The sequence below is a fragment of the Mycoplana sp. BE70 genome, assembly GCF_031455855.1.
Taxonomy (GTDB): Bacteria; Pseudomonadota; Alphaproteobacteria; order Rhizobiales; family Rhizobiaceae; genus Mycoplana.
This window is the reverse complement of the sequence record NZ_JAVDTM010000005.1, coordinates 69566-87884: the sequence shown is the minus strand read 5'-3', so window position 1 is coordinate 87884 and position 18319 is coordinate 69566. Positions and strand designations below refer to the sequence as shown.

Here is an 18319-nt window from a genome sequence, read left to right as displayed (position 1 = left end):
GGCGGGCGCGGGCGCACGGTCAGGCCGAAGGCCCGGTCGCGCCATGGGGTCTGGGTGGATTTCGTACCTTGGTCAGACCCAGAACGTCATGCTGGTTGCCGATGACCGACCCGCGCCCGCGGGCTTGCATCGGACGGTCGTTCGGGAAAATCGACGGACGACCGCCTAGATGAGGGCGGGAGCGGGAGGCGCTCGGGGCGCTGCATTTGGCGGGAAGACGTGGCGCGGACAGAATAGCGCGCGCGGTGGCGTCAGCGTGTCGAGCAGAACGAGGTTCGGGCTGACGGCAGAATCGAGTGGAGGAACAGGCAAGAGCACTGCCGACGAAATGAGGCAGGCCTCGCAGGCGTTCAGCAACTGGTCGCTGCCGCCATCCTCGTCGTGCGACGACAGGCAGAGCACCGGAAACGAGCCATCGGGTAGAACGTAGTCAGCAAGCTCTATCTGCGATGCCGCAGCGGCCGCGGCTGGTACTTTGTGGGCGAAGCCCACGAGGACCAGCGCCAACGCGCAGACCAGCCGTATCACCGGCGACAAGGATGAGAGCCTGTGCTTCAAGGGTAGTATCCTTAGCTTGCGAGGACACTAGCATGGTCCGGTCCCGTCAATTTGTGCAAAATCAAACACCGACGCCCTCGCACGTGAGGTGTTCGGGCAGGTCGATTTCTCTGCCGTTGCAGACAGGCTTCAGCCTCGGATGACTTGCTGGGTTGGGCGCCGGGCCACCAGGCAGGTGCGGTTTTATTCTTAGCATTTGGTCGAAAGCGCTCGTCTGATCTATGCTCGGCAGATGGATTCGCCCGCGTCCGCTCCGCTTCCAAACCCTGCACCCCGCGTCGTGCCCGGCTGGGCGCTGTCGCGCGGCGCCGCGGCGAGCGAGGCGGACGCCGCCTTCGCCGCGGGCTCGGCGTTGAACACCCTCGACAATCTCATTCGGACGGAACCCGTCTGGGGCGGCTGTTGGCGTATGCGGCTGGCCCTCAAGTCCGCCGCTGCTGATGTCCGGATGGTGGGTCGGACCGAGGACGAGGCGGGTCTCCGCGACGCCGTCCTGTTGGCAGTTGCCGGCGGCGATCCGGGTCCGGCGGGCCGGATGTATCTCGCCCACAGAGCGCTCGCTGGACGCAGAAGGGCGATCGATACGGGGTTTTTGGCCGAACTCGCCGACCTGCTGGCCTTGAAATGGGACGATCGGCTTGCGGAGGCCGCAGAACAGGTCGACGAAGCTCTGCAATCCGGCCGGGCCGTGCCGTTCGCAGCGGCAGGGCTCATCTCGGCACTCTGCGCTGCGCGGCCGGATGCGGAAGCATTGGCCGGGTGGCTGGCCGACTGGGTGATCGCACACAGACTTAAATGGGAGTGGCCAGTGCCGTTGCTGGCGAGCGCGCGCCACGGGCCGGCTTTCCGGGTTTCAGGCGGTAGGGGACGCGTTCGTCCCGGTGACGACGGCTTTGCCCGAGCGGTCTGTCTGGCGCTCGTCGAAGGCGTAGGCGAAGCCTTGCGGAGTGCAAACGAGATCGGCCGCCGTGCCGACCGGCTGTTGGCGGTGGCGCCGAAGGTGCGGACCAAGGGAGCCGACCGGGTGATCCGGACGCTGCTCGACGACGATGCCATGTCCGCCTCGGCCCCCGGCGCCGGCCTCTCGCGCTGGGCGAGCCGACGGCTGTTCGAACGGTTGGAGACACTGGGCGCGGTGCGGGAGCTTTCCGGCCGGTCGACGTTCCGGATCTACGGGTTGTGACGATGGCGGGAGGAGGCGCGCAATCGGGCAGGAGGGCGAGGCCGCAGCAGGAGACGGGTCTTGACCGCGAACTCGAGCACCTGCCGGCCGGCCTGCGCTGGCGGGAATGGATGATGCGGGTGGAGGCCGTGATCTTTGCCTCCGTCGAGCCGGTGCGGCGCGAAACGCTCGCGCGTGTCGTGGGAGCGAACTGCAGCATCGACCTCATTATTGACGACCTGCGGGAAGAACTGCGCAATCGTCCCTATGACATTGTTCCCGTCTCCGGCGGTTGGCAGCACCGGACACGCTCTGCCTATGCCCCTTGTATCCTTGCCTCGGATGCGTCGACGCGTTCGGTGCCGGCAACGCTTGCCGAGCATGAGGCGGCAGTGCTGATGGCGGTGGCCTATTTTCAGCCGGTCACCCGCGGCGATCTGTCGAAGATCTTCGGCAAGGAAATATCGCGCGACACGATCGCCAACCTGCGCGCCGACGGCTTCCTCGGGCCTGGGCCGCGAAGCCCCACGCCGGGCGCGCCCTACACCTATGTGACGAGCAAGCTGTTTCTCTCCGCCTTCGGTTTTGAGACGCTGCGCGACCTGCCCGATATCGAGGCGCTCGAGGATGCGGGGTTGCTGAACCGGAACGCGCACATTGACGTTGCCCCCGACCAGGCTGCCGTAGGGGCGGAGGACGACGAATGACCTGCTCCGACGTCGGTCAGGCCTCCCTTGATTGATCGGCCGAGAGCGCCCGCTCGCGGGTCCCGGAGACGATGATCTCCAACACTTCCTGCTCGTCGGAGTGCTGGATGTAGCGGTCACCGACATATTCGCCGCGCTTCAGCACCATGACACGGTCCCCGACGGCAAAGATATCGACAAGCCGGTGCGATATGATGATCTGGGCGACGCCCTGCTTCTTCAACTCCAGCATGGTTTCCAGCAGACGCTGGGTCGCCATCACCGAAAGGTTGGCCGTCGGCTCATCGAGGATGACCACCCGTGGCTCGAACGAGATGGCGCGGGCGATTGCCACCGATTGCTGGCGGCCGCCCGACAGGCTTTCGACCTTCTGATAGACCGAGTTGACGTCGACCTTGAGCCGCTTGAGCACCTTGTCGGCCTCGGCATACATCTGCCGGCGATTGACGAACGGTCCGGTGACCGGCCAGCGACCCAGGAAGATGTTCTGGCCGACGTCCATGTTCCCGCACAGGGCAAAATCCTGGTAGATCATCTCGATGCCGGCGTCGCGGCTCTCGTGCGGGCTCTTGAAGTGCACCGGCCGGCCGGCAACGAGGATCTCGCCTGCATCGCGCTGATAAGCGCCGGTAAGGATCTTCATCAACGTCGACTTGCCGGCGGAATTGTCGCCGACGAGGCCCAGGATCTCGCCCGGATAGAGCACGAGATCGACCGACCGGAGCGCCTGCACCGCCCCGAAGGCCTTCTCGATGCCGCGCATCTCCACGATCGGCGTACTTTGGCTGTCACCCTGCATGAGTGCTCTCCGACGCCAGCCGGCGCTGTCCCCAGTAGGATCGCAAGCGCCCAAATATGTTGGCCTGCCGTACCCAGATGTCGACCAGTACGGCCACGATCAGGATGACGCCGATGAAGACGTTGATCCAGTGCTGCGGCATGGTGAACCCCTGGACGTTCAGTTGCAGCAGCGCCCGAACCAGGGTGATTGCGGCGGCGCCTGCGAGCGAACCGATGATCGTGCCATAGCCGCCGAAGATCGACCCACCGCCGATGATCACCGCGGCGATGGCGTCGAGTTCGCGGAACTGCCCGGCAACCGGGTTGAAGCTGCGAAAATAGGCGATGTTGATGATGCCGGCCATCGATGCGCAGAGCGCCGACAGAAGAAGCGCGACAAAGCGCACACGGTTTGTGTTGATGCCGGCATAGGCTGCGGCCCGCAGATTGCCGCCGGTCGACAGGGCCTTCAGGCCGAAGGGCGTATAGGCGAGCACGAGACCGGCAAGCAGAGCGACGAGAAACATCCAGATCGTCTGCACGCTGACCACCTCGGCGACGGCGCGGATGAACCCTTGCGGCAGCGAAACGCCGAAATGCAGGAATATGTCATTCGCCTTGCGGCCAAGCAGGTTGTAGCTCTCGGGCCAGCCGGTCAGTTGCTGGCCGGCGACGAACCAGGCAGCCAGGCCGCGCGCGATATAGAACATGCCGAGCGTGGCGATGAAGGCCGGCAGCTTGAAGCCGACCGTGATGGTGGCGTTGACAAGTCCGGCGGCCATTCCGGCGGTAAGACCCATCGCCACGGCGGTCATCGGATCGGCGCCCAGGACCTTGAGGAAGTAAGCGGCGGTGCTGCCGGCAAGCGCCAGCACGGCCCCGACCGACAGATCGATATCGCCGGCCGCGATGACATAGGTCAGTCCCACCGCGATCAGCGCGAGTTCGGTATAGTTGAGCAGGATCGCGAACGTGTTGGACAGGTTCCACCAGTAGTCGGGCCGGAGGACCAGCCCCGTCAGCCACAGCAGGACGGTCAGGATGATGGCGAGAGCGTCGCGACGGGCGAGAAACTTGCCGAACCCGGCAGCGTCGAACGCCATGTCGCTGGCCACCGCGCCCTTCGTCTGGACGCCCTCGAGGGCGACGCCGCCCATTTCATAGGCGGGCGGCGGAGGACGCTTGCGCAACCGTGCCCAGATTCGTGCCGGAATCTGGCGGCGAATGAGGTAGGGCTCGATGAGCACGGCAGCGATAAGCAGGAGGCCAAGGAACACCAGGACTGCCCCCGCCGGCAGGGTGAACCGGGCATTGACCGCAATGCTCTCGCCATCGATGACGACGGTGCGGGTAATCGGCCAGCCTTCCCGCAACACCTTGTCGATCAGGACGACGACCGCGGCTCCGAGGCAGGAGCCGAGCACGCGACCACGGCCGCCGAGGATGGATGCACCGCCGATGATAACCGATGCGATCACGGTCAGTTCCCAGCTGACGCCATAGAGCGGCGTCACGCCCTTGTCCTGAGCCGCCGATAGAAGGGCTGCAAGGGTCGCGCAGAGCGCCGAGATCACGTAGGCGCGAATGCGTACCCAACGCGTGGGAATACCGGCATAGACCGCCGCCTGTTCGTTGCCTCCAGTGGCGAAGGTCTCGTAGCCCCAGCGTGTCTTGGCCAGCACGAGGGCTCCGACCGCGGCAACGACAGCGAAGATGAGGATCTGATTGTTGAAGCCGAGAACGTTCGTTTCGCCGAGGTGGAAGAGGAATGGATACTCCGCCGCCTTGTCGGAGTAGTAGATCGCCTGGCCATGGGTCAGCGCCAGCACGAAACCGCGGCCGATGAAGAGGATCGTCAGCGTCGCGATGAACGCCGGCACCTTCAGCACGGTCACGAGCATGCCGTTGACGAGCCCGATCGCGGTTCCCAGCAGCAGGCACAGAACCACCGAGGTTAAAATGCTAAGATCGAGGAAACTCGGTGCGAAGAGGCGGGCGAACATGACCGCCACGAGGCCATAGGTCGACCCGACCGACAGGTCCAGGTCCTTGTTGACGATGACGAAGGTCATCCCCACGGCGATGATGCCGACGCGGGACGTGTCGCGCAGAAGGGCATGAAGCGCTTCAATCGATGCGAAGAAAGCCGGATTGACGAGCGCGCCGACAACATAAAGCAGGATCAGGAATAGAAGCAGCCCCACCTCCCAGCCGCCGGCGAGCTGTGGAGGCGCGCGGCCGAGCGATGTCGACGTTGCATGCGCCATGGATTTGTCCGGCCGATCTCCGCTTATACGGGCGAGGGGCGCCGAACGCCCCTCTTTCCGCATTTGGCGGCTTGCACGTTCAGTTCTCGAAGCGCTTGCCGACGTTGGCAACCGTCTCCTTCGTCACCAGCTGAGCCCGCGTGTCGAGATTGGCAGCGGAAATGCCGCGGTCGATTTGCAGGTAAAGCTGCATGACCGGCCAGAAGCCCTGCAGGAACGGTTGTTGACCCAGCGAACCTGTCAGGTTGCCGGCAGCTATGCCTTCCTGTTGCGCCGGGCCGAGGTCGAAGCCATAGGCGCAGATCTTGCCGGTCTTGCCGGTCTGGGCGACTGCCTTGACGAGCGGCGGGGTAAAGACGTTGTTGGCGGTGAAGACGCCGACAACATCGCCGCGCGACTCGAACAGCGAGACGAGTGCGTTGACCGGATCGTTCGGATTCGTATCGATACCGACATTCTCAGGACCGGCGTCGACCTTGAAGTTCTCAAGCTTGCCGGCGTCCTTCAGCGTCTTGACGATGGCGTTGAAGGCGGAGGTCACCCGATTGTTCACCTCGATGTTGCCCATCGCGGTGGAGGATGGCAGCACGATCGAGCCCTTTTCGGCGCCGCTGTCGAGCACGCATTTGGCCAACGCCTCGCCGCCGATGGCGGCCGCGGACGCATCCTGCCCGGTGTGACTGATGCTGCTGCGGTTCAGCAGCGTGCCGTCAAAGGAGTTCGTCGTTGCGATCGGAATGCCCTTCGCTTCGGCGGCCTTGACGATGTCGTTGTAGGCGCCGACTTGCGGCGTCGTCATGATGATGCCGTCAACCGTCGGATCCTGAACGATCTGGTTGAGGATTTCGATCGCCCGGGCCGGGTCGTCTACCGGGGATTCGGAGCCAAGCAACAGGACCTTGGCGCCGATCAGATTGGCGGCAACCGTTGCACCGACATAGACCGGGTCGAAGAAGCCGTTGCCGGCCGTGTGCGTGACGATGGCAAAGGTCAGATGGCCGTCCGCCGAATGGAAATCCTTCGTACCGGGGGCTTCCTTTGCGGCCTCTTCGAAATTGTAGCCGCCGACCGCCTTTTCGACACTGCCGGATTGTGCGAATGCATACGAAACGCCAAGCGAGAGCGCCGCGACGGATGCTGCCGCGTGCAACATAGTACGCCTCATGACTGGTCCTCCCTTGAAAAGGGGCGAAAGCCGTTCGGGCGCTTGGATGAGAGGGCCGAATGCTTCCTCCCGCTCCGCTAATCTTCCGCGTATTTCTATCATAAGTAAATGGTCAACGGATCGTACCGCCGCCATTTGTTCGGTGGGGCTACACCGATGTACACCACATGGCTGTTCCAGAATCCTGCCGCGCCGCGCACACGTTCGCGACGCGGCGGTGAGGCGGCACCCCCGTGGGCACCCCCTACAATATGAAATCGCTCCTGGTCAGGTTGATGATGCCTGCAAGTTCGATCTGGAAGTCGGCGCGACCGTCGCGGTTGACGTCGCCGTAGACGATCGTCCGGTCGTTGGCCGTGCCCTTGACATCGAAGGTGCGGAAGATCAGGTCACCCGCCTTGCCAGAAAACTCGCCCTTGCCGCGCCAGGCAAATGCCTGGTCGCCGGCGATCTTGGTGTCCGCATCGATCTTCGAGACGTCGAGCCTGTCCTCGCCGCGGACGAAGTCGGTGACGATGTCGCGCTTGCCGCCACCGGACAGCGGGCTGAAGCCACCGTTGTTGACGAAGCCGGAATAGCCGGGCGCCGAATCCTTCACCGAGGCGAAGACGAAGACGTCGCGCCCGGCCCCACCGGTGAGAATGTCGACGCCGGTGCCGCCGATCAGCGTGTCATTGCCGGCACCGCCCTTGATCACGTCGTTGCCAGCCTTGCCGTCCAGCGTGTCGTTGCCGGACGTTCCGGCCAGCGTATCGTTGCCCGTCGTGCCGGGCTTCGTCTCGGCGACGTCCTTGACGGTGACCTTGAAGGCCTTGGAGGCCTCGTAGCTCGTGCCGATCGAGGGATCGTCGAGCCGCACGGTGACGTCGAGCGACGGGTTGGTCTCGAAGTCGAGCTTGACGCCCTTCTTCAACCACAGCGCACCGTTCTTGATCTCGAACAGCTTTGCATCCGCGCCGGAAAGCGAGAGGCGATTGTCGCCGCCATCCGGATCGACGATCGACAGCTCAGCCACTTTTCGCGCGCTCGCCATCGAGGCGTCCTCGGCAATCGCCGTCAGGACCTGCCTTGCGCCGAGCTTCGGTGCGTCGTTGACCGGGGTGACGATAAAATTGAAAGTGGAGGCGACCGGGGTCGAGCCGTCCTCGTCGCCGTCCTCGACGAAAACCTCGAACGAGGCCGTCGTCGTTTCCGAGCCGTCGTGCAGGAAGGTGACCTTGCCGGCGGCAAGCTCGGCGCCGGTGAAGCTCGTCGCCGCCGTGCCATTGACGAGCAGCTTGCCGGCCACCTGGCTGGAGACGGTGAAGCGCACACCCGAGGCGCTATCGTCCGGATCGGAAAAGTTCAGGTCGGCGGTGGTCAGCTTATAGCTGCCGCCTTCCTTGACCGTCGCCTTCAGGTCGCCGGTCAGTACGGGTGGCGCGTTTACACCTGTGTCGATGCGGACGCCTGCGGTCGCACCGACATTGTTGAGCGTCGGGGACAGGTCGTTGCCGACAGTATCTTTGATTGCCCCGCCGCTCAGGTCGAGCGCGCCGACCACAATGCCGTTCCGGTCTGCCTGACCGTTGGCCACTGTGAGCCGGAACACGAGCGCAGAAGAGCCGCTGCCGGAAAGATATGACGCATAGACCGTGCCGCCGGTGTCGAGCGTGATGGCGATGCGCGGAGTACCGCTCGCTGTGTTGACGACGACGGCTTCGGAGAGATTTACGGTGAAGTCTAGATTCTGGCCTGCCCCATAGGTGCCATTGGCTGGCACAACGACGCTGGAAACGGTGGGCACGACGCCGTCGATAACGATGTTGTGTCCGTGAGATATGGACCCGCTGCCTCCGGGCGGCGGCAGTGTCAGCTGCACATCGGTGCCGTCACCCCCCTTAATCGTGCTGCCGTTCAACGACAAGGCACTGGTGAAGGTGAAGTCGAGATCGGCACTGACGTCGCCCGCCTGCACCGTATAGGCAAAGGTCAGCGTCTTGCCGCCGGAGCCGCTCGTATAGCTCGCGAGACGATCGGTGAGACCCGTTTCGAGCCGGATCGTCGGAGTACCGCCGGTCGTATTGACCCAGACGTTCTCGTCGAATGTGACGGTGATATGAATGGTATCGCCGACCTTATAGCCCCCGTTAGCCGAGCTTGCGCCGACGGATGCCACGGTCGGGAAGGGATCCTTGATCAGCAGATTGATCGTGTCGGTATCAGTCTTGTCGCCGCCGGAACCGGTCAGGCCAAGGTCGTTAGTCGTGATCGTGATCGTTCCGGGGCCGCGGTAGCCGGGCTGTGCGGTAAACGTCAGGCCGCTCAGCGCCGCATTGATGGCCGCCTGCGTGCCTGAAAAGGTCATGGTGGCGGCGTTGACACCGTTGCCGTTGCTGAAGGTCAGCCCGGCTGTGCCGCCCAGCGTGAGCACCCCATTGGTGGCCGTCAGCGTAACGCTGATGGTTCCGCTGCCCGCATCCACGTCGTGCACCGAGATTGCGTTGCCGTTGCCGGTGCTGAAAACGACGTGGCTATTCTGCGTAACGCGTATGTCGCCAGCTGGAACGGTGTTGACCGGCGCATCATTGATGGCGGTAACGGCGAGCGTGACGGTGGTCGAAGTACTGATGCCCCCGTCGTTGATCGTCATGTCGAGCGTGACATTGGCAGTCGCGTTTGCCGCCGTCCGGAACATCACCTGGCCAGATGCGATGAAGGTGTTGAGATCAACGATCGTGCCGACCAGAGTGAGCGTACCGGTTCCGGCGCCGGAAACATCGATGCCGCCAGCATCGATTGCCGACAGGGTGCCGCTGGCGACCGAGAGGGTAACGGTGAGGAGACCGCTGCCCGCATCGACATCCGAAAAGGTAAAGCCGGTGAGCGGGGCAACTGCATCTTCGTCGACAGTGATGCTGGCGGGGGCGGTTATGACCGGCGCGTCGTTGACCGCGTTGACCTGCACCGTGCTCGCAATCGCTGTGGCTGTGGTGTCGACGCCGCCGTTCGCCGTGCCGCCGGTGTCGGTGATGGACGTGATGGTGATGATACGGCCTGCCGTGGTCGGGGATTCGCTCGTGTTCCGATAGCTCATGCCATCGAGCAGCGTCTGAAGCGCTGCCGTGCTGAAACCGGCATGGCTGAGCGTGAGGGTGGCAACGCCGCCCGACATGGTCACGGCGTAGTTCCATCCCCCTCCCGCCGTGACACCGTTGGCCGTATTTCCAAGCGCGACGTCAGTTCCGTCGATCCGCAGAATTTCCTGCGCTCCATCCGAGACATTGCTGACCGTCAGCGTCAGTTGCTTGATCAATTGGCCAGCTTCCACCGTCGAAATGGAAACCCCTGAGAACAGGTCCACGGCTGAGCCGTTTTCGGTGAAGGTCGGATTTGTGGCGGTGGCGGTGATGGTTGGTGCGTCGTTGGCAATGAGGATGCCGGCGGTCGGTCCCACGTTGTTCAGCGTTGTTACGACATTGTTTCCGGCCGCATCCTTGATCGTGCCACCATTGAGCTGAAAGTTTGATGCAAGAGCGATTCCATCCGCATCGATATCTTCAGCGGCCACGTAGAGCCTGAAGGTCAGCGCGGAGCTGCCGCTGCCGCCGATATACTGCGCATAGACCGTTCCCGAGGACAGATCGATGGCGAGCCGGGGCGTGCCGCCACTTGTAGTGACGACGACGGCTTCACTCAGGTTGACGGTGAAATCAATCGAGCTGCCCGTCCCGTACGCTCCGTCGGCCGGAACCGTGACGCTCGATACGACAGGAACAACGCCGTCGATCACAATTGCCTTGTTAGCCCCAAGCGATCCTGCGGCGCCAGGGGACGCCACGGTCAAAACAGCGTCTGAGCCGTCTACATTCTTGATCGAGCCGCCGTTGAGCGAGAGCGCGCTGGTGGAAATGTAATCCAGGTCCGCCGATGTGTCGCCTACCTGAACCGTATAGTTGAAGGTCAGCGTGTTCCCGCTAGCGGATGCCAGGTTCACGACGCGATCCGTCGCTCCCGTCTCCAGCGTCAGCTGCAGATTTCCCGTTGCCGTGACCACCTGGTCGAAGGTGACCGTTATCGAAATAACGTCCCCGATCTTGTAGGTGCCGTTGCTGGTTGAGGAGGAAACGCTTGTGACGACTGGCGGAGGGCCAGGAACGGCGGCCACCGCGATGTCATCGATCACAAAGGCTATGTCGGCGCCGCCATCGTCTTGGACAATGCGGAATTCGTCGATATCCTTCCACGCAGCATCCACAAGCGTGACAAACTTGTCCACCATATTGGCGACGGTGAACGCCTGCTGCACGACGGGCTGGCCGTCCCGATAGCCGACGACCAGAACTGTGTCGGCCTGAAGCTCTCCTCCCGGCCCAGTCCCCATTGAGTAGTTATCTATATGGAAACTCTTGAGCCAGAAGTAAGTGTGGCTTGTCGGGGCAAAACTTGCTGCCGTCGTAACAGAAGGTTCACCCTGAACGCGCAGCGCCAGATCGCTGGGGCTCGACAAGGGCGATTGGTCCGCGCTTCCTATGACATCCAACCAGTTGGTCTCGGCAGGGGAGACCTGATCGTCGCCATCCAGCAATCTAACCGTCCAGCTCCCGATAGTGCGCGAACTGCCCCCAAAGCTGGCGGTGCCGCCATCATCCACGAGCGCTACACCTTCGAATGTCAGTGATTCCAGCGCGGCCATCTTGAGCTTCGCTCCCTCAGCAAAGTTTGGAGACAGATCGTGTTCGTGACCTTAGTGCCTTGAGCTACATCCGCCACTTGAGCCCGACGCGGATCGTGTCGAGCGTTACGTCGTTTTCGAAGCGCGGAAACGCGCCTGCGGGCTCGATGGCCTCGCCGGTGGCAGTGACCGTCCCGAAATCGTAGTGCAGGTATTCCAGCCCGACCGACCAGTTCGGCTGGAAGCGCCATTCGACACCGCCGCCGGCCACCCAGCCACCCTCCGCGCCGCCGCCTGAAACGTCCATCGCGTTTGGCCCCTGACGGTCGTAGGCACGGACGTCGACATTGGCGAGCGCGTAGCCGCCGGTGACGTAGAAGAGGACATCGGAGGCGGCGACACCCGCGCGGACACGCGCGCTCGCCGCCCAGTCGATGTCGAAGTTCGTGTGCGTATCGCTGCTAATTGCCGAGGTGCCGGTGGCGCCGAGATTCATCAGCGAGAAGTCGATCACGCCGCCGAGCACGAAGGCGGTGCCGCCGAGATCGAACTCCCTGTCGCAACCGGCCTCGACACCGCCGGCCAGCCCGCCGTCGTCCATGCCGATCGCCTCGAAGGGAGCGCCAGCACCGTTCCAGGAGAGCCAGGTGTCTATGTCGGGATCATAGAGGAACGGGGCGTCAGTCGCGTCCGCATCAGCGCGGGCATAGCCGGCGTTGGCACCGAGATAGCAGCCGGACCAGGATGCCGCATCGGCGGCCGGCAACTGATCAGCGGCGAATGCGCCGGTTGCTGCCGTGGACAGCATCAGCGCCGCAGCCGAAATGACCGCGAGAGAGTAGCGATAGGACACAGGTTCCCCCGGCGGAACAGTATTATTGAACAACAACTAAAACGCTCGAATCGAGCCATTTGCCACCAAGGCGCGATATATCGCGTCGATGCGGCCTGCAAAAGATCAAAAATTCGATAAACTTATGGAACTGTTAATTAGCCACAAGCATTCGCTGTGCGAGACGCGACCAACCACACCCATTGCTAGCAAAAAGCAAGGCAGCAGAGCAGCGCGATTGAACCGACCGAGACGCCCCCTTTGGGCGATCGATCAGATCTCGTAGTCGACGGTCACGTTCAGCGAGGCGATGAAGCGCTTCGTGCGTTCGCGTTCGGGCCGGGAGAAGATCTGCGCCGGCGGTCCGCTCTCGACAATGACGCCGCCGTCGAGAAACACGACCTTGTCGGCAACGCGCGAGGCAAGCCGCAGGTCGTGCGTCGCCATCATCATCGTCGTGCCCTCGCGCGCCAGCCGGCCAAGGACGTCGACGACCTCCTCGGCCAGCTCCGGATCGAGCGCCGACGTCGGCTCGTCGCAGAGAAGCACGCGTGGGGAGGGGGCAAGCGCGCGGGCGATCGCGACGCGCTGCTGCTGCCCGCCTGAAAGTGTCGCGGGCCAGGCGTCCGCCTTGTGCGCCATGCCCACCTTCTCCAGCAGCTCCATCGCCCGGCTCCGCGCGCGCTCCGACGGCCATTTCAGCACCGTCACCAGGCTCTCCATAACGTTCTCGATCGCGGTGCGGTGCGGAAAGAGCTGAAAATTCTGGAACACCATACCCGTCTGGCGACGCAGGCGCTGAATGTCGGCCCAACCGAACCGTGCCGTTTCCGAGAAGGAAAGCATCTCCTCGCCGATACGCACGGTTCCGCGCGTCGGGATCTCCAGGAGGTTGACGCAGCGAAGCAGCGTGCTCTTGCCTCCGCCCGAGGGGCCGACCAGCGCCGTCACCGTGCCTTCCGGCATGTCGACACTGACGTCGTTGAGCACGACATTGTCGCCAAAGCGCTTCTCGATGTGTCCGAGTTCGATCATGCGCGTGCCTCCAGGAAGCCGCCGTAACGGGAGAAGCGCTTCTCCAGCCGCACCTGCAATGCGGATAGGACCGAACTCATGGCGAGATAGATCAGCGCCGCCTCGATATAGAGGATCAGCGGCTCGTAGCTGGTCGCGACGATGCGCTGTGCCGTCTGGAACAGCTCCGGAACCGTGATCGCGGCTGCGAGCGAGGTGTCCTTGACCAGCGAGATGAAGGTGTTCGACAGCGGCGGCACGGCGGTGCGGCCGGCCTGCGGCAGGATCGTGCGGCGCATGGCCTGGCCCCAGCTCATGCCGATCGAATAGGACGCCTCCCACTGGCCCCGCGGCACCGAGGCGATCACCGCGCGGATGATCTCGGAGGTGTAGGCGCCGACATTGAGGCTGAAGCCGATCAGCGCGGCAGGGAAGGCATCGAGCAGAATGCCGACGCTTGGCAGGCCGTAGAAGATCACGAACAACTGGACCAGAAGCGGGGTTCCGCGGAAAATCCAGACATAGAACCGCGCGATCGCCACGAAGGGTTTGGGCGCAAACAGCCGGACGATGGCGGTCAGAAGCCCGAGCGCCAGCCCGAAGGTGAAGGACAGAAGCGTCAGCGGAATGGTGAAGATGAGGCCGGCCCACAGAAGGGGGGCAAGCGAATCGAGCATCAGTTGGAGCCAGTGCGGCAAGACAAACCTCGGAAGAAGCGTGCGGGCAACGGCCCCGACACGGATACTCGGAAATACGGTCAATCTACAGGAGAAGCAGCAAGGGCGTCACGTTCCTTTTGGGACGCCCTGCAGCAGAAAGAGTTGCGGCAGGGCCGGGCACCTTTGGATTCCCGGGACCCTGCCATCTCATGCCAGCGGTTACTTCGATACGTCCTGACCGAAGTACTTGTCGGCGATCTTCTGATAGGTTCCGTCAGTTTTGATCTCTGCCAGTGCCTTGTTGATGGCCTCGACGAGTTCCGGCTCGCCCTTGCGCACGATGATGCCGGAATAGTCGGCATCAGCCTGCTCGGCGGCGATCTTCACGTTGGCGTCCGGCTTGTGCTTCTTGAAATCGAGAAACGACAGGCTGTCGTTGATCGTCGCGTCGGCGCGGCCGGTCAAAACGAGCTGGATGGACTGGTCGAAGCCGTCGGTCCCGACGAGCTCGGCACCGTTTTCCTGGGCGAGCTTGCCGAAATTGCTGGTCAGCGACTGCGCCGACTTCTTACCCTTCAGGTCTGCGAAGTCCTTGATGCTGGCGTCGTCGCCGCGCACGACCAGCACCGCCTTGGAGGCGATGTAGGGCTCGGAGAAGTCATATTTCTGCTTGCGGGCATCGGTGATACCGACCTGGTTGATCACCGCGTCGTAGCGGTTGGCGTCGAGGCCGGCGATCAGACCGTCCCACTTGCCTTCCAGAAACTCCGCCTTCACGCCGAGCTTCGCGGCGACGGCCTCGCCGATCTCGACGTCGAAGCCGACCAGCTTGCCGGTTTCGTCATGATAGGTGAAGGGAGCATAGGTGCCCTCCGTGCCGACCTTGAAAACACCGGCAGACTGGATCGCCGCCAGGTTCTCGCCGGCCAGGGCCGGAACCAGGAAGGCCGCCTGCAACAGGCTTGCGGCGGCGATGGACTTGAACCAGGACATGTCGTTCTCCGTTTCTGGTCATTGAACTTGTGTGCTCTAGATCGCAAATATTCGGCCCGTTTGGAGCAAACGAAACTGCTTTCAAAACGCTGGAAGGCGAATATTTTTCCACTTTGCCGTGAATTGGCGCCATCGCCGCCGTCTGACGAAAATCGATCGGCAAATCTGCGCGCGACGCGGCTTAACGCCGGTCGCCGAGCAGCGCCAGCGTGCGTGAGTCCGGCACACCATTATAGAAGCGCTGCAGCGCCGCCTCGAAGAGCGAGCGATCGGCTGCCGCAGCGGCAAACAACGTCAGAGACGATCGGAACTTCATGTCGTCGGGCGACCCGAAGATTTCGTGGGCGGATTTTTCCGGGACGGCGAGGACGGCCTCCACGCATTCCGAAAGACGTCGTCCGAGAACCGGGTCGGCCAGATAGGCCGAAGCCTCGCCAAGCGAGCCTACGGCATAGCGCTGCGTCATCGCCGACATACCAAGCCCGTCGATCTGGGGAAAGACGAACCACATCCAGTGGCTCTGTTTTCGCCCAGCCCGCAGTTCTGCCAGCGCCCGCTGATAGATCGGCGCCTGAGCCTCGTGAAAACGGGAAAGATCGAAAGTGGTGGGCTGCTGCATCGTTTCATGCCCGATGAATGGACGGAAGTGAAGGTTAGCACGAAATCCGCCGCGCGACGCCGCCAAGTCCGCCGACGCGCGAGCTATTGCACCGACAATCGGCGGAGTTCTGCGCGAGCCCTGTGCGCGAGGCGATGTTGCAGATGTCGGGCGATGAACCGCGTCCAGGCCTCGGCCGTGCCGCTTGACCGGGCCAGGGCGAATTCCTCCATGACCGCGATATCCGGATCTCGTGCAGGCGCCGCGATCCCGGTGGCATCTCCGGAACCTGCCCACGCCTGCTCCGACGTTCCCTCGGCATGCAACGTCACAACAAGGGCGACGATCGATAGGCGCCGGATTAACTGTTTTGCAAGTACGGGCATCGGTGGACCAGCCAAATTCGACGTCGCACTTGCGTCGATACACAACTCTCCCTAAAGGTGTAATACACGTATTTATATTAGGCAGGTTGCATGAACTCCCCTGGAGTTCACTGGGGGAAATTCATGGCAACAGTAGTAGAAGCGTCGCTGTCTGGCGACAGCTATCTCGACGGCTTGCTCTATGGCACTCAATGGCAGGTCGGTGCGACGATCACGTTCAGCTTTCCAACGGCCGCGGATTTTGTGGGCTACCCTCATTCATTTGGTGGGTTGGCGCAGGTCGGCATCGACCAGCAAAACGCAACCCAGTCCATTCTGCTGGGCAAGGTTGCGGGCGGCACGGCATTCTTCACCTATGGCTCGTTCTCGCAGGTCGCCAACTTGACCTTTTCCCTGGTGGCGCCCGGCTTGGGCGCGGCCGACATCATGATTTCCCAGGCCGTGACACTGGGTGGCAAGACTATCGGCACCGCCCAGGTCGTGGATTTTCCGCTTCTCAACCAAGGACTTACAGGCGGAGATGTCGTCTTTGGCGCCAAGGAAGATTATCGCGCCCCGAAACTCGGCGATTACTCCTGGTTCACCCATATCCACGAGTTCGGCCACGCCATGGGCCTGAGCCACGGACACGTGGGCCACGCAAAGGATGATTTCAACTTTGCCATCCCGCATGATCGCGACGCGATAGAATTCTCCGTGATGACCTACCGGAGTTATATCGGCCATCAATATCCACCATATTACACCAACGAAGAGTACGGCTACGCCCAGACGCTGATGATGTACGACATTGCAGCACTCCAGCATCTCTATGGCGCAAATTTCGGAACGAACGCGGGCAACACCGTCTACAAGTGGTCGACGACGACCGGCGAAATGTCGGTGAACGGCGTTGGGCAGGGTCAGCCCGGTGCCAACCGGTTGTTCCTGACAATCTGGGACGGCGGCGGCACCGACACCTACGATTTTTCGAACTACACGGAAAATGCCCTGATCGACCTGGCGCCTGGTGCATGGTCCTTTGTGTCACAGGAGCAGCAGGCCAATCTCGGCGAGGGCGCCTACGCCAACGGCAATGTCTACAACGCCTTGCAGTACAAGGGTGACTTGCGTTCGCTGATCGAGAACGCCAAGGGTGGCTCGAAAGACGACCACATCGGCGGCAACCAGGCAAAAAACACGCTCTGGGGCAACAACGGCAATGACGTGCTGGTCGGCCGTGGGGGCTCGGATACGCTCTACGGCGGAAATGGCAACGACACCCTCTACGGCGATTTCCGCACGCCTTCGGCAACCTACAAGGGCTCTGGCCTCTACAGGGAGCTCGTGCGCAACAACGACACCAGGACAACGGCCATCGATCTCGACGACCATATTGGGTTTCGAGCCGACGTCGCCCTGGACCGATCCGACACGAACCCGAGCGTGAAGGTTCTGGGAACTGGCAATGCAGCCCTCGACTGGTTTTCCTTTGAGGTCAAGGCGCCTGGCCAGATCACCATCGACATCGATGGCGGCCTGGACAGCTTTATTGAACTCGTCGACGCGAACGGCAAAGTGCTGGCCTTCAACGACGACTCAGCACTACAGGTCGGCGACAATCCCGACACGAGTCACAGTCAACAGAGTTTTATCGCCTACACGGTGAAGACCGCCGGCCGCTACTACGTCAAGGTGGGAAAGTATCACGACGTCGGTAACGGCCCGACGGCCGGGCCAATTCCCGACAAGTTCCAGTATATCCTCGGTATCGTCCTGCCCAATCCGGTGGAAAAGAGCACCGGCGGCTCCGGAAACGATATCCTCGACGGCGGCGCCGGAAACGACATTCTGGATGGTGGTGCGGGCAATGACACGCTGATCGGCGGCGCGGGCAACGACACCTTCGTCCTGGGTTCCGGGTTCGACAAGGTCTCGGACAGCTCGGGGACGGACACGATCACAACGACCATCAGCCGCTCGCTCGCTTCCTACAAGACCATCGAAAATCTGATGCTCCTCGGCTCCGGCCACATTGGCGGTACCGGCAACGACCTTGCCAACCAGATCGTTGGCAATACTGGCAACAACGTGCTGAAAGGCGGTCTCGGTGCGGATACCATCGACGGCAGCGGCGGCAACGACAAGATCTATGGCGAGCTCGGCAATGATGTACTGACCGGCGGCAGCGGCAAAGATGCATTCGTCTTCAATACGAAGTTGAGTGCGACCTCAAACGTCGACAGGATCACGGACTTCTCGGTTGTCAGCGACGTGATCCATCTGGAAAACGCGATCTTCACCGCTCTGACGAAGCTTGGCACACTGGCAAGCAGCGCCTTCGCCAAGAACACCACAGGAAAGGCCACCGACAGCAGCGACCGGGTCATCTACGAGACCGACACAGGCAAGCTCTTCTACGACAAAGACGGCTCAGGACGTGGCGGTTCCACGCTGTTTGCCACAGTCGACAAGAATCTAAAGCTGAGCCACGATGACTTCCTCGTCATCTGATGCAGCCCACAGGAAGGCCCGCAGCGATCCGGGTCCGGGCGCCTCACAACA

13 protein-coding genes are annotated in these 18319 nt (G+C 62.5%); 3 read left to right on the top strand and 10 right to left on the bottom strand.

From position 1 onward, the window contains the following. Positions 1-165 precede the first annotated feature (165 nt). Positions 166-558: a hypothetical protein gene (locus tag J2Y48_RS10775; protein WP_310417018.1), complete on the bottom strand. Its 393-nt coding sequence runs from the start codon at positions 556-558 to the stop codon at positions 166-168. A gap of 232 nt (positions 559-790) precedes the next feature. On the opposite strand from J2Y48_RS10775, the gene J2Y48_RS10770 reads away from it, so the two are divergent. Then, positions 791-1741, top strand: a complete 951-nt coding sequence (locus J2Y48_RS10770; protein WP_310417015.1) for a DUF1403 family protein — start codon at positions 791-793, stop codon at positions 1739-1741. Positions 1742-1743: 2 nt separating this feature from the next. Further along, positions 1744-2427, top strand: coding sequence for an SMC-Scp complex subunit ScpB (locus J2Y48_RS10765; RefSeq protein WP_310417012.1), 684 nt, complete (start codon positions 1744-1746; stop codon positions 2425-2427). A gap of 16 nt (positions 2428-2443) precedes the next feature. Here J2Y48_RS10765 and J2Y48_RS10760 read toward each other — a convergent pair whose 3' ends face one another. From J2Y48_RS10760 to J2Y48_RS10720, 9 genes are all read right to left on the bottom strand, one after another. Further along, a complete protein-coding gene (locus J2Y48_RS10760; RefSeq protein ID WP_310417009.1) occupies positions 2444-3226 on the bottom strand; it encodes an ATP-binding cassette domain-containing protein in 783 nt (260 codons plus the stop codon). Then, positions 3216-5474, bottom strand: a complete 2259-nt coding sequence (locus tag J2Y48_RS10755; protein ID WP_310417007.1) for an ABC transporter permease subunit — start codon at positions 5472-5474, stop codon at positions 3216-3218. Before J2Y48_RS10755 ends, J2Y48_RS10760 begins: the two co-directional genes overlap by 11 nt. 79 nt (positions 5475-5553) lie before the next feature. Next, positions 5554-6639: a substrate-binding domain-containing protein gene (locus J2Y48_RS10750; protein WP_310417005.1), complete on the bottom strand. Its 1086-nt coding sequence runs from the start codon at positions 6637-6639 to the stop codon at positions 5554-5556. A 244-nt stretch (positions 6640-6883) separates the two neighbouring features. Next, entirely contained in the window at positions 6884-11002 is a 4119-nt protein-coding gene (locus J2Y48_RS10745; protein ID WP_310417002.1) for a cadherin-like domain-containing protein, read from the bottom strand. A gap of 376 nt (positions 11003-11378) precedes the next feature. Continuing rightward, positions 11379-12146, bottom strand: coding sequence for an outer membrane beta-barrel protein (locus J2Y48_RS10740; protein ID WP_310416999.1), 768 nt, complete (start codon positions 12144-12146; stop codon positions 11379-11381). A 252-nt stretch (positions 12147-12398) separates the two neighbouring features. Beyond that, the gene (locus J2Y48_RS10735; RefSeq protein ID WP_310416996.1) at positions 12399-13160 is read right to left on the bottom strand and encodes an amino acid ABC transporter ATP-binding protein; all 762 of its coding nucleotides are present in this window, start codon (positions 13158-13160) and stop codon (positions 12399-12401) included. After that, the gene (locus tag J2Y48_RS10730; RefSeq protein ID WP_310416993.1) at positions 13157-13837 is read right to left on the bottom strand and encodes an ABC transporter permease subunit; all 681 of its coding nucleotides are present in this window, start codon (positions 13835-13837) and stop codon (positions 13157-13159) included. The genes J2Y48_RS10735 and J2Y48_RS10730 overlap by 4 nt, the downstream gene beginning before the upstream one ends. A gap of 180 nt (positions 13838-14017) precedes the next feature. Beyond that, positions 14018-14791 carry an amino acid ABC transporter substrate-binding protein gene (locus J2Y48_RS10725; protein ID WP_310416990.1) on the bottom strand — a complete coding sequence of 258 codons (774 nt, stop codon included), beginning with the start codon at positions 14789-14791 and terminating at the stop codon, positions 14018-14020. Positions 14792-14972: 181 nt separating this feature from the next. Next, a complete protein-coding gene (locus J2Y48_RS10720; RefSeq protein ID WP_310416987.1) occupies positions 14973-15410 on the bottom strand; it encodes a DUF1810 domain-containing protein in 438 nt (145 codons plus the stop codon). A 488-nt stretch (positions 15411-15898) separates the two neighbouring features. On the opposite strand from J2Y48_RS10720, the gene J2Y48_RS10715 reads away from it, so the two are divergent. Continuing rightward, positions 15899-18268 carry a M10 family metallopeptidase gene (locus J2Y48_RS10715; RefSeq protein WP_310416984.1) on the top strand — a complete coding sequence of 790 codons (2370 nt, stop codon included), beginning with the start codon at positions 15899-15901 and terminating at the stop codon, positions 18266-18268. The last annotated feature ends 51 nt before the right edge of the window (positions 18269-18319 follow it).